Annotated in this window: 12 protein-coding genes; 11 read left to right on the top strand and 1 reads right to left on the bottom strand. The window is 37.1% G+C overall.

Annotation, left to right across the window (positions count from 1 at the left end):
• Nucleotides 1-6 precede the first annotated feature (6 nt).
• The 6 genes from ACIQ7L_RS08355 to ACIQ7L_RS08330 all read left to right on the top strand — a co-directional run bounded on the left by ACIQ7L_RS08355 (nt 7) and on the right by ACIQ7L_RS08330 (nt 6,385).
• A complete protein-coding gene (locus ACIQ7L_RS08355) occupies nt 7-936 on the top strand; it encodes a peptidase U32 family protein (protein ID WP_400568117.1) in 930 nt (309 codons plus the stop codon).
• A gap of 17 nt (nt 937-953) precedes the next feature.
• Nucleotides 954-2,234, top strand: a complete 1,281-nt coding sequence (locus tag ACIQ7L_RS08350; RefSeq protein ID WP_400568115.1) for a peptidase U32 family protein — start codon at nt 954-956, stop codon at nt 2,232-2,234.
• 17 nt (nt 2,235-2,251) lie between these two features.
• Nucleotides 2,252-2,890, top strand: a complete 639-nt coding sequence (gene udk, locus ACIQ7L_RS08345; RefSeq protein ID WP_097897007.1) for a uridine kinase — start codon at nt 2,252-2,254, stop codon at nt 2,888-2,890.
• A gap of 278 nt (nt 2,891-3,168) precedes the next feature.
• The gene (gene greA, locus ACIQ7L_RS08340; protein WP_097897006.1) at nt 3,169-3,645 is read left to right on the top strand and encodes a transcription elongation factor GreA; all 477 of its coding nucleotides are present in this window, start codon (nt 3,169-3,171) and stop codon (nt 3,643-3,645) included.
• A 241-nt stretch (nt 3,646-3,886) separates the two neighbouring features.
• Nucleotides 3,887-5,635, top strand: a complete 1,749-nt coding sequence (locus ACIQ7L_RS08335) for a peptidoglycan D,D-transpeptidase FtsI family protein (protein ID WP_400568113.1) — start codon at nt 3,887-3,889, stop codon at nt 5,633-5,635.
• Between the two features lie 123 nt (nt 5,636-5,758).
• Complete coding sequence (locus tag ACIQ7L_RS08330) at nt 5,759-6,385, top strand: YrrS family protein (RefSeq protein ID WP_097897004.1); 627 nt, start codon at nt 5,759-5,761, stop codon at nt 6,383-6,385.
• Between the two features lie 34 nt (nt 6,386-6,419).
• Here the strand turns inward: ACIQ7L_RS08330 and ACIQ7L_RS08325 are convergent, their stop codons facing one another.
• The gene (locus ACIQ7L_RS08325; protein WP_400568110.1) at nt 6,420-6,635 is read right to left on the bottom strand and encodes a YrzA family protein; all 216 of its coding nucleotides are present in this window, start codon (nt 6,633-6,635) and stop codon (nt 6,420-6,422) included.
• 136 nt (nt 6,636-6,771) lie between these two features.
• Here ACIQ7L_RS08325 and ACIQ7L_RS08320 point away from each other — a divergent pair, with 136 nt between their 5' ends.
• The 5 genes from ACIQ7L_RS08320 (at nt 6,772) to adhE (ending at nt 13,122) form a co-directional block, all read left to right on the top strand.
• Nucleotides 6,772-7,410 carry a class I SAM-dependent DNA methyltransferase gene (locus ACIQ7L_RS08320; RefSeq protein WP_400568108.1) on the top strand — a complete coding sequence of 213 codons (639 nt, stop codon included), beginning with the start codon at nt 6,772-6,774 and terminating at the stop codon, nt 7,408-7,410.
• 14 nt (nt 7,411-7,424) lie between these two features.
• Nucleotides 7,425-8,120 (top strand): 5'-methylthioadenosine/S-adenosylhomocysteine nucleosidase, encoded by a 696-nt coding sequence (mtnN, locus tag ACIQ7L_RS08315; RefSeq protein WP_400568107.1) that lies wholly within the window; start codon nt 7,425-7,427, stop codon nt 8,118-8,120.
• An 80-nt stretch (nt 8,121-8,200) separates the two neighbouring features.
• Nucleotides 8,201-9,124 (top strand): O-acetylserine dependent cystathionine beta-synthase, encoded by a 924-nt coding sequence (locus ACIQ7L_RS08310; protein WP_400568105.1) that lies wholly within the window; start codon nt 8,201-8,203, stop codon nt 9,122-9,124.
• A 2-nt stretch (nt 9,125-9,126) separates the two neighbouring features.
• Entirely contained in the window at nt 9,127-10,260 is a 1,134-nt protein-coding gene (locus ACIQ7L_RS08305) for a bifunctional cystathionine gamma-lyase/homocysteine desulfhydrase (RefSeq protein WP_400568103.1), read from the top strand.
• A 258-nt stretch (nt 10,261-10,518) separates the two neighbouring features.
• Nucleotides 10,519-13,122 carry a bifunctional acetaldehyde-CoA/alcohol dehydrogenase gene (gene adhE / locus ACIQ7L_RS08300; RefSeq protein WP_400568101.1) on the top strand — a complete coding sequence of 868 codons (2,604 nt, stop codon included), beginning with the start codon at nt 10,519-10,521 and terminating at the stop codon, nt 13,120-13,122.
• Nucleotides 13,123-13,170: the final 48 nt, after the last annotated feature.

Raw genomic sequence — 13,170 nt, 5'->3', positions numbered from 1 at the left:
CATGCAATGAAAAAACCTGAGTTGTTAGTAACGCCAAGAAATGTGGCGGATATCGAACCACTTGCAAAAGCAGGTGCAGATGCAGTGATGATTGGTGAACAAAAGTTTGGCTTACGTTTAGCAGGGGAGTTCTCACGTGAGGATGTGAAACAAGCTGTAAAGATTGCACATGAAAATGGTATGAAAGTATACGTAGCGATGAACGCTATGTTCCATAACGACAAAGTAGAAGAATTAAAAGCTTACGTTTCATTTTTACAAGAAGTAAACGTAGATGCAGTTGTATTTGGAGATCCAGCTGTATTAATGACGGTGCGTGAGGTTGCACCAAATATGAAAATGCATTGGAATACGGAAACAACAGCAACGAACTGGTTTACATGTAACTACTGGGGACGCAAAGGTGCAAAACGTGCTGTGCTCGCACGTGAATTAAGCTTAGATGAAATTGTTGAATTAAAAGAGAACGCTGAAGTGGAGCTGGAAGTACAAATTCACGGTATGACATGTATGTTCCAATCGAAACGTTCATTAGTAGGAAACTATTTTGAGTATCAAGATCGTAATCTGGAAATTGAAAAGAAAAAATATGAAGAAAATATGTTCTTACATGATCCAGAACGTAATAATAAATATCCAATTTATGAAGATGAAAATGGTACTCATATTATGAGTCCAAATGATATTTGTTTCATTGATGAGTTAGATGAACTGATTGATGCTGAAATTGATAGCTTGAAAATTGATGGTGTGCTAAAAAACTCTGAGTACATTATTGAAGTGACAAAGAAATATCGTAAGGCAATTGATTTATGTGTAGAAGATCGTGATGCGTATTATGATGTGAAAGACGATTTATATAAAGAAATTGAAGAAATCCAACCGGTGAATCGTCGGTTAGATACTGGATTCTTCTTTAAAGAAACGGTTTACTAAAGAGGAGGGTGTAGGATATGACTGTACAAGAAATTTCACGTGTAATCGATGGAAAACGCGTTATTGTGAAAAAACCTGAACTGTTAATCCCTGCAGGTAATTTAGAAAAATTAAAAGTAGCTATTCATTACGGTGCAGATGCTGTATATTTAGGTGGACAAGAATTTGGTCTTCGTTCAAATGCAGGTAACTTTACGCTAGAAGAAATGGCGGAAGGCGTAGAATTTGCAAAGAAATATGGCGCAAAAATATACGTAACAACAAATATCTTTGCTCATAACGAAAATATGGATGGGCTAGAAGAATATTTAAGAGGGATTGAAAAGGCTGGTGTAACGGGTATTATCGTTGCAGATCCTCTTATTATTGAGACGTGTAAACGTGTAGCACCTTCTGTTGAAGTGCATTTAAGTACACAGCAATCATTGTCTAACTGGAAAGCGGCTCAGTACTGGAAGGAAGAAGGATTACACCGTCTTGTATTAGCTCGTGAAGTCGGCTATGAAGAAATGAAGGAAATTAAAGAGCATGTTGATATTGAAATTGAGGCATTCGTCCACGGTGCAATGTGTATTGCATACTCTGGAAGATGTACATTAAGTAACCATATGACAGCACGTGACTCTAACCGTGGTGGTTGTTGCCAGTCTTGTCGCTGGGATTATGACTTAGTTCAAACAGTATCACAATATAAAGAAGCAGAAGAACTTCCTTTATTCCAAGAAGGCGATGCTCATTTTGCAATGAGTCCAAAAGATTTAAATCTAATTCTTTCGATTCCGAAAATGATCGAAATTGGAATTGACAGCTTGAAAGTAGAAGGGCGCATGAAATCTATTCATTACGTAGCAACAGTAGCAACTGTATATCGTAAAGTAATTGATACGTATTGCGCGGATCCTGATAATTTTGAATTTAAACAGGAATGGTTAGATGAACTTGATAAATGTGCAAATCGTGATACAGCTCCTGCATTCTTTGAAGGGGTTCCTGGGCACTTAGAACAAATGTATGGAAATCATAGTAAAAAAACAACGTATGATTTTGCTGGTTTAGTGTTAGATTATAATGAAGAAACAGGCATTGTGACGTTGGAGCAGCGTAATTACTTCAAACCTGGCCATGAAGTTGAGTTCTTTGGACCAGAAATAGAAAACTTTACACAAACGGTGGAGAAAATTTGGGATGAGGATGGAAACGAATTAGATGCAGCGAGACATCCGCTGCAAATCGTGAAATTCAAAGTGGATCAACCAGTGTATGTGAACAACATGATGCGCAAAAGCATACATCAATAAGAAAGAGTGGTATTTGAATGGGGACGAATAAGCCGGTTGTAATTGGAATTGCTGGTGGTTCAGGATCAGGTAAAACAAGTGTAACAAAAGCAATTTTTGATCAATTTCAAGGTCATTCCATTTTAATTTTGGAGCAAGATTATTATTACAAAGATCAAAGCCATTTGCCAATGGAAGAGCGTTTAAAAACAAATTACGATCATCCATTAGCATTTGATAATGACTTACTAATTGAGCACTTACAGCAGTTGCTTTCATATAAGCCGGTTGCGAAGCCCGTATATGATTATACATTGCATACACGCTCAGAAGAAATTATTCCAGTAGAACCGAAAGATGTAGTTATTTTAGAAGGGATTCTAATCTTAGAAGACCCACGTCTTTGTGAGCTAATGGATATTAAAGTGTTTGTTGATACGGACGCTGACCTTCGTATTTTACGTCGTATGCAACGCGATATTAAAGAGCGCGGTCGTACAATGGATTCTGTCATTGAACAATATGTGAATGTTGTACGCCCAATGCATAATCAATTTATTGAGCCTTCTAAGAAATTTGCGGATATTATTATCCCAGAAGGTGGACAAAATCATGTTGCAATTGATATTATGGTTACAAAAATCGCAACAATTCTTGAAGAAAAAGTGAATTTGTAATAGCATAGTAAAAGATATACGATAGGAAGGGATTTTTTCCCTTTCTATCGAATACAATGAAACATGCCAACCTCATCTATCTATAGGTGAGGGCATATTTATATGAACTTTCCATACATATCTTCTTTATATGAGGAAGAATTGGAAAATACGGGGTTGTATGTGACAACTCCGCTAGTGCATGTGTACTAGGAACCTCCGCTATAGGATAAAGCGGAGGAGTTTTCATATTGAACTCCTCTTTTTTGGGGGATTGGTATATAAAAGGAGTGGAAAACATGGCAACAGAAAAAACATACCCTATGACGCAAGAGGGTAAACAAAAATTAGAAAACGAGCTTGAGCAATTAAAAACAGTAAAACGTAAAGAAGTTGTAGAACGTATTAAAATCGCACGTAGCTTCGGCGATCTTTCTGAGAACTCTGAGTATGATGCAGCGAAAGATGAGCAAGCATTCGTAGAAGGACGTATTACACAACTAGAAAATATGATCCGTAATGCAGTTATCATTGAAGACAATGGTGAAGAGTCTACAGTTGTAGCATTAGGGAAAACAGTAACGTTTAAAGAATTACCAGATGGTGATGAAGAAGCTTACACAATTGTTGGTAGCGCAGAAGCAGATCCATTTGAAGGAAGAATTTCTAACGATTCTCCAATCGCAAAAAGCTTATTAGGTAAGCAAATTGGTGAAAAGGTAGCAATCCAAACACCAGGTGGAGAAATGCAAGTAGAAATTATCTCTGTAAAATAATAAAAAAGGTTCACCCACATGGGTGAACCTTTTTTATTATTTTAGTCTTTCTTATTTCGTACATGTACTCAAGACTTTGGGGTAATTGCCTTTTTAAATAGGGAAGAAAAACAATATTTAACCCGCTATTTGTGACACTGACTTGTAGTATCATGGTAGCAAAAAAGATACAAACGCTCATTATGTTTTGTATAAAAGGAACAACACCTCGTCTAAACTGAAATAGACGAGGTGTTGTTTTATGAAAATCAAGCGGAGAATTATGATCACCTTACTCTGTTTTACATGTATGATGCTTGCATTACTTGGTAGGCTAGCACAAATACAACTGATAGCTACTGAGTCATTTACGGATAAGCATATCAATTTAATTGAAAAAAGTGTCGCTCAGCGTACACAAGCAGTTACAGTGGATAACGGTAGGGGGCATTTTGTTGATCGAAATGGAACGGAACTTGGTGAAGTAAAATATCCAGTGTTAGTTATTTTTCCATTTCTACAAATAAAAAATGACATGTTAGAGAAAATTACGCATATTATTGGTGTGCCAGGGCAAGACGTAAAGGCACAAATGAAAGATAAACAGAAACCATTTATATTTCAAAGAGGTGATAGACCATTCCGATTAACGAAAGAACAGATGGAGAAGATTAATCGTGCTGATATGTTAGGTATGGTAGCAACTGAAGTCAGGATGAAACAAATATCAGAAGCAGAACATTTAATCGGTGCAGTAGGAGAAAACGAGAAGGAATTTCAAAAACGATATGGAGAGATGAAAAAGTTACCTAGCCAAACACCGATTGGTATTTCCGGATTGCAACAATCATTTGATGAATTTCTAATGACTGATGGAGAAACAAAAGTATTATATCAAGTAGACAGGCAGGGAGAACCGATTTTTGGAAAACAAGCAAAATATACATCCCCTGGAAATCCATTTTATCCCGTTACGATTCAAACAACGATAGAAAAATCATTGCAACAAAAAGCAGAAGAGCTTATACAAATGTATGGAATAAAAAAAGGTGGATTAGTACTACTTGATGTGAAAAAGAGTGAAATTTTAGCAATGGTGAGTAAACCATCTTTACAGACGAATGATGAGCGTACATATCAGCAAGCGGTGGAAAACCAAATGTTAACGCCTCATTTTCCTGGTTCTGTTTTTAAGACAGTAATAGCTGCTGCGGCAATTGATCAAAATCTTGTTCAGCGTAACCGTACGTTTAACTGTGATACGGATCCATATGGTGAAAAACTTCCGCAAGTTAGGATGGGCCAATTAAACTTTAAAGACAGCTTTGCTAGAAGCTGTAACCGCACATTTGCTGTGCTTGGTAACGAATTGATGCAAAAGGATAAAAAGGTGATAGAAGCATATTTAGAGGCGTTAGGAGCAAGCGGAGAAGTTGGATGGAAGGGTTCCGTGTTCCATGCAGCGGAGTTTAAACAATTGCCAGAAGAAAAGGATGCGATTGTTTGGAATGGGGAAGAAAATAAAGGCAGTCATAAAGCGATTGCTCAAACGGCAATTGGGCAAAAGGATGTACGAATATCCCCTTTAGCTATTGCAAATATGATGGCAACGATTGCCCGCGGTGGAGAGAAGCGGGAAGTAAAGGCTGTAAAAGAAGTACGATATAAAAACGGAACGAGTTTTTTTCAATTCGAAGATCATAAGTTGGAAGGAAGACAACTTCCTTATGAAACGGTAAGAAAAGTACAAGAATTATTAAGAAATGTAGTAACGATGGAGAAAGGAACTGGTTCGGTCTTTCAACCATCACCCTTATCTATTGCTGGAAAATCTGGGACTGCACAAACAGGAAAAGGAAATCGGGTAAATCGTTGGTTTGCGGGTTATTTTCCCTATGAAAATCCAAGGTATGCTTTAGTTGTAGTCGACATAGAAACCGCTAATGACCAAAATCGTGTAACACCGATTTTTGAAGAATTTGTGGAAGAAATTGCGCATTTGGAAGACTAGAAGTAATCTTGCAATAGTTTACTAAATGTTTTCATTTCATGAAAATATCATTGTAATTGTTCAACCTTTCTAGATTTAATGTTACAATAGCAAGTAGGAAAAACTGCATGGAGGTTTGAAAGAATGGCAGGAGGATCTAGATTCCAAGAGAAACAACAAAAACGTCGTCAAAACGGTGTTTTAAATATTGCGATTGCTATCGTATTGCTAGCAGTCATTGTTGTAGCGTACCAAATATTCTTTACTTCTGATACGACAGAACAAGCATCTTCGAAAGAGAATAAAGCATCTCAGCAAACAACAAAGGATAATAAAACTGAGAAAACGAAAGAGAAAGAAGAAGCGAAGAAACAGGAGCAAGCAGAAGCAAAGAAAAAAGCTGAAGAAGAGAAACAAAAGGCTGAAGAAGCAGCAAAAGCAAACGAAAAGGTACCAGCTGAAAAAACACAGCCAAAGGCAACGGATGCTTATACAAAACCTTCTTGGAAACCAGTAGGTACAACGCAAGGTACAACACCGGCAATGACATTCCAAAAAGGATCAGCAGATTGGAATGAAATGAATCAAGCAATTGCCTCTGCAATTGAAGTGCCAGTAGATCAATTGATTATTCATCGTATTGGAAATAATGGTAAGAATAAAGCATACGGTAATGTTCAAGATAAGCAAACTGGGAAGAAATACTATGTAAATATTGACTGGGTAGATAATGAGGGTTGGAAACCAACGCTTGTTCAAACTCTAAACTAAAAGAGAGAGGTTCTTATAACCTCTCTCTTTTTTGTTAGCGTAACTTTTTTAATTTAAAATGAACAACAGCACTATAATAAGGTCTTTTGCTTTCAGGATCCATAATCATTTGATGAGAAATGTGATGAACTTCTAGCATAAGTGCTTTGTTATTATCAATTTGTTCGTTAATTTTCTTTTCTAAAGAAACTAAGTCTGCTGCCTCAAAAAATTCTACTTTATCTTCTAACATCTCAAAGGTAAATGACATGAAGATCGCCCCTCTCTACATAATCAAGTCTAGTGTAACAAAGAAAAGAAGGAAATACCATGTACATTTCGATTGACATTTTCACAAGGAAGGCATATTATACTGATAAAACCGATAAGAAAAAGGGGAATTATTTATGGGTACAGAGTTTAATGGTTTATTTGATGAATGGGCTCATACGTATGATTCATTCGTACAAGGCGAAGATATACAATATAAAGAAGTTTTCGCCCATTATGAGGACATTTTAGAGGATGTAGTAAACAAATCGTTTGGAAATGTATTAGAATTTGGTGTTGGTACTGGCAATTTAACAAATAAATTATTACTTGCCGGCCATACTGTTTACGGTATAGAGCCGTCACGTGAAATGCGTGCTATTGCAAAAGAAAAATTGCCGAAAGAATTTTCAGTTACAGAGGGAGATTTTCTTGAATTTGATGTCCCAAATGCTATTGATACCATTGTAAGCACCTATGCATTTCATCATTTAACAGATGCTGAAAAAGATGTGGCAATTGCGAAATATAGTCAATTGTTGAACAAAGGTGGTAAAATAGTCTTTGCTGATACGATATTTGCAGATCAAGAAGCGTATGATAAAACTGTTGAAGCCGCAAAACAAAGGGGTTTTCATCAGTTAGCGAATGATTTGCAAACAGAATACTATACACGTATTCCGATCATGCAATCTATTTTTGAAAACAATGGCTTCCATGTAACGTTTACGAGATTAAATCATTTCGTTTGGGTAATGGAGGCAACTAAGCAATAGAAAGAGGGATTAGATTGAGAATTGCTGTAATTGGAGCAATGGAAGAAGAAGTACGTATTTTACGTGACAAATTAGAACAGGCAGAAACAGAAATCGTTGCAGGTTGTGAATTCACGAAAGGGACATTAGCGGGACATGAAGTAATCTTGTTAAAGTCTGGTATTGGTAAAGTGAACGCAGCGATGTCAACGACAATTTTATTAGAGAGATACCAGCCTGAAAAAGTAATTAATACAGGTTCAGCTGGTGGATTCCACCAATCTTTAAATGTTGGGGATGTTGTGATCTCAACTGAAGTTCGCCATCATGACGTAGATGTAACTGCATTTGATTATGAATATGGTCAAGTGCCAGGAATGCCGCCAGGATTTAAAGCTGATGAGGCATTAGTTGCATTAGCAGAGAAATGTATGAAAGCGGAAGAAAATATTCAAGTTGTGAAAGGGATGATTGCAACAGGTGATTCATTTATGAGTGATCCAAGCCGAGTTGCAGCAATCCGTGATAAATTCGAAAACCTTTACGCAGTAGAAATGGAAGCAGCAGCGGTTGCACAAGTATGCCATCAATATGAAGTTCCATTTGTGATTATTCGTGCACTTTCTGATATTGCTGGTAAAGAATCAAACGTTTCATTTGATCAATTTTTAGATCAAGCAGCTCTTCATTCTACAAACTTTATTGTAAAAGTACTAGAAGAGTTAAAATAATGTAACAAAAAGGCAACTGTCTCATATAAAGAAAATACAAACAGTTGCCTTTTTTTATTGGCAAATAAGGAGGAAACACGATGAAGGTGTATCGCGGGGTTCACGAATTAATCGGTCATACACCGATTGTAGAAATTACTCGTTTTTCACTTCCAGAGGGCGTTCGTTTATTTGCAAAGCTTGAATTTTATAATCCAGGTGGAAGCGTGAAAGATCGCTTAGGAAGAGAATTGATTGAAGATGCACTAGCAAAAGGGCTCGTGACACAAGGTGGAACGCTTATTGAGCCAACGGCGGGGAATACTGGTATTGGACTGGCACTTGCTGCACTAGAGTATAATTTACGTGTTATTGTTTGTGTGCCTGAGAAGTTTAGCGTTGAAAAACAAGAGCTAATGAAAGCACTCGGTGCAATGGTTGTGCATACACCAACTGAACAAGGGATGACCGGTGCAATTGCAAAGGCAAAAGAATTAGTAAGAGAAATTCCAAATTCATACTCTCCAAGTCAATTTGCAAATGATGCAAATCCACGAGCTTATTTCAAAACATTAGGCCCTGAGCTGTGGGAAGCATTGGATGGAGAAATTAACATATTTGTGGCAGGTGCAGGTACTGGTGGTACATTTATGGGGACTGCGTCTTATTTAAAAGAACAAAATCGTGAAATTAAAACAGTAATTGTAGAACCAGAAGGATCTATTTTAAATGGTGGTGAGGCTGGTTCACATGAAACAGAAGGAATTGGTCTTGAATTCATTCCACCATTTTTAAAACCATCTTATTTTGATGAAATTTATACCATTTCTGATCGAAATGCATTTAGACGTGTGAAAGAGTTAGCACAGAAAGAAGGCCTTCTTGTTGGTAGTTCTTCAGGTGCGGCATTTCATGCAAGCCTATTAGAAGCTGAAAAAGCAAAACCAGGTACAAATATTGTCACGATTTTTCCAGATAGCAGTGAGCGTTATTTAAGTAAAGACATATACAAGGGATGGGAATAAAAATGAGAGCAAAAACAAAGTTAATTCATGGTATTCGCATAGGAGAACTATCAACTGGATCTGTAAACGTACCAATTTATCAAACAAGTACGTATAGACAAGAAGCAGTTGGTAAACATCAAGGGTACGAATATTCACGTACAGGTAATCCAACGCGTGCAGCATTAGAAGAAATGATTGCTGTATTAGAAAACGGTCATGCAGGCTTTGCGTTTGGTTCAGGAATGGCTGCTATTACAGCAACGATTATGTTGTTTTCAAAAGGGGATCATGTCATTTTAACAGATGACGTTTATGGCGGGACATATCGCGTCATTACAAAAGTATTAAATCGCTTCGGTATTGAACATACATTTGTAGATACAACAAATGTAAATGAAGTAGCAGAGGCAGTTCGTCCGAATACGAAGGCAATCTATGTAGAAACACCAACAAACCCGTTATTAAAAATTACGGATATTAAGCAAATTTCTACATTTGCAAAAGAAAAAGGTTTACTAACAATTATTGATAACACATTCATGACACCATACTGGCAGTCACCAATTTCTCTAGGGGCAGATATTGTACTTCATAGTGCAACGAAATATTTAGGTGGACATAGTGATGTTGTTGCTGGTTTAGTTGTTGTAAATAGCCCACAATTAGCAGAAGATCTTCATTTTGTACAAAACTCAACAGGTGGTATTCTTGGACCACAAGACAGCTTCTTATTACTTCGTGGTTTAAAAACATTAGGAATCCGTATGGAAGAGCATGAAACAAACTCACGTGCGATTGCTGAGTTTTTAAACAATCACCCAAAAATAAATAAAGTGTATTACCCAGGTCTTAAATCACATTCGAATCATGAATTAGCAAAAGAACAAGCAAATGGATATGGTGCGATTATCTCATTTGATGTGGACAGTGAAGAAACGTTAAATAAAGTGCTTGAGAAAGTACAGTACTTTACACTTGCTGAAAGTTTAGGCGCGGTCGAAAGTTTAATTTCTATTCCAGCGCAAATGACACACGCATCTATTCCAGCGGATCGCCGCAAAGAGTTAGGAATTACAGATACATTAATTCGCATTTCTGTTGGCATTGAAGATGGCGAGGATTTAATTGAAGATTTAGCACAAGCGTTAGCATAATGAACAAGCACTGCTATATAGGGCGGTGCTTGTTTTTAGTTCTATTTGTGAAATGTTTCACAAATTAGACACACACAAATAAAAATATTTCGTGTATATTAGATTCATGAAACGATACTCACACATAAACTTGTGAAAAGTTTCACAAACAATGGGATTCATGTAGGAAAAGTAACTCTATTTTTTTTAGGCCAATATGGACTTATTAAGACCCGTAGGGACTGTTTAAGTCCATATAGCAGAATAGGAGGAAATTACATGGTAGTCAAAGAGAAAGTTGTAAATGAAACACAAGAAGTAACAGAAATGATTGAGACGTTAGTAAAGAATGGTAAAAAAGCTTTACAAGCATTAGAAGGTTTTACACAAGAACAAGTTGATAAAATTGTACATGAAATGGCACTTGCGGGTGTGGATCAACATATGCCGCTTGCGAAAATGGCAGTTGAAGAAACAGGACGCGGTGTATATGAGGATAAATGTATTAAAAATATTTTTGCAACTGAATATATTTGGAATAGCATAAAAAATGACAAAACAGTGGGGATCATTCGTGAGGATCCGCATGAGGAAGTAATAGAAATTGCAGAGCCGGTCGGTGTGGTTGCTGGGGTAACGCCAGTAACAAATCCAACTTCAACAACGATGTTTAAAGCGATCATTGCGATGAAAACGAGAAATCCAATTATTTTTGCATTCCACCCTTCAGCGCAGCAATGTTCTATCGCTGCTGCAAAAACAGTGCGCGATGCTGCAGTGAAAGCTGGTGCACCAGAGAACTGTATTCAATGGATTGAAAAGCCTTCTGTTGAGGCAACAAAACAATTAATGAATCATGAAGGTGTAGCGCTTGTTTTAGCAACTGGAGGAGCAGGAATGGTGAAATCAGCATATTCTACTGGTAAACCAGCTCTAGGAGTAGGACCAGGTAACGTTCCATGCTACATGGAAAAATCAGCGAACGTAAAACGCGCTGTAAATGATGTGATTTTATCAAAAACGTTTGATAACGGTATGATTTGTGCTTCTGAACAAGCAATTATTGTAGATAAAGAAATCTATAATGATGTGAAACAAGAAATGATAGCGAACAATTGTTACTTTGTAACAGAAGATGAACGAAAAAAATTAGAGAAACTTGTTATTAATGAGAATACATGTGCAGTAAATAGTGATATTGTTGGGAAATCGCCTTATTATATTGCGGCATTAGTAGGAATTACTGTACCAGAAGACACAAAGATGCTTGTAGCTGAAATTAAAGGAGTCGGCGCAGCTTATCCGTTATCTCGTGAAAAATTAAGTCCAGTATTAGCTTGTATAAAAGCAAATTCATTAGAAGAAGGATTGCAGCATTGTGAAAACATGTTAGAGCTTGGCGGTTTAGGACATTCTGCGGTTATTCACTCTACAAATCCGGAAGTACAAAAACAGTTTGGCTTACGTATGAAAGCATGTCGTCTTATTGTAAATGCTCCGTCATCACAAGGCGGAATTGGTGATGTATATAATGCCTTCATTCCATCACTTACACTTGGATGCGGATCATACGGAAAAAATTCTGTATCTCAAAACGTAACGGCAACACATTTAATGAACGTAAAGAGACTTGCAAATAGAAAAAAGAATATGCAGTGGTTCAAGCTGCCACCAAAAATTTATTTTGAAAAACACGCTACACAGTATTTAGCAAGTATGCCGAACATTTCACGTGCATTCATTGTAACAGATGCTGGAATGGTGCAGCATGGATATGTTGATGTGGTAACGCATTATTTAGCTCAACATAGAAATGATGTAAAAGTAGAAATATTCTCTGAAGTAGAACCAGATCCGTCAGATGAAACTGTATTTAAAGGTGCAGAAATGATGAGAAGCTTCAAACCAGACGTTATTATTGCTCTTGGCGGCGGATCAGCGATGGATGCAGCAAAAGGAATGTGGCTATTTTATGAGCACCCAGAAACAGAATTCTTTGGTATAAAACAAAAGTTTTTAGATATTAGAAAACGTACATGTAAATATCCAAAACTAGGAACTAAAGCGCAGTTTGTTGCGATTCCAACAACATCAGGTACAGGTTCAGAAGTGACACCATTTGCGGTTATTACAGATAAAAAGAACAATATAAAATACCCGCTTGCTGACTATGAATTAACACCAGATGTAGCGATTGTTGATCCGCAATTTGTAATGACGGTACCACCGCATGTAACAGCAGATACTGGAATGGATGTATTAACACATGCCATTGAAGCGTACGTATCTATCATGGCAAATGATTATACAGATGGTTTAGCGTTAAAAGCAATTGATCTTGTGTTTAAATATTTACCAAGAGCATATAAAGATGGCAATGACGAAGAAGCACGTGAGAAAATGCATAATGCTTCAGCAATTGCTGGGATGGCGTTTGCGAATGCGTTTCTTGGTATTAACCATAGCTTGGCACATAAAATTGGACCGGAATTTCATATTCCGCACGGCCGTGCGAATGCAATCTTAATGCCGCATGTCATTCGCTATAATGCAATTAAACCGAGAAAACATGCACTGTTCCCAAAATATGAGCACTTTGTTGCAGATGAGCGTTACGCACATATTGCAAGAATGCTTGGGCTTCCAGCACGTACAGTAGAAGAAGGCGTGGAATCATTAGTACAAGCCATTATTGCTCTTGGAAAAGAATTAAATATTAATATGAGCATTGCTGGACAAGGTGTTGAAAAAGAAGCATTTGAAGCGGTTGTTGATGTACTTTCTGAACGAGCATTTGAAGATCAATGTACAACAGCGAATCCAAAATTACCGCTGATTTCAGAGCTGAAAGAAGTGTATATGCAAGCTTATAAAGGTGTATAGAAAATTTGAAAGAGCCGTTTAGCAGCGGCTCTTTTTACTTTGGAAAAC

It is taken from the genome of Bacillus sp. NPDC094106, from assembly GCF_044764345.1.
Taxonomy (GTDB): Bacteria; Bacillota; Bacilli; order Bacillales; family Bacillaceae_G; genus Bacillus_A.
This window is presented reverse-complemented; position numbering and strand designations above follow the sequence as displayed.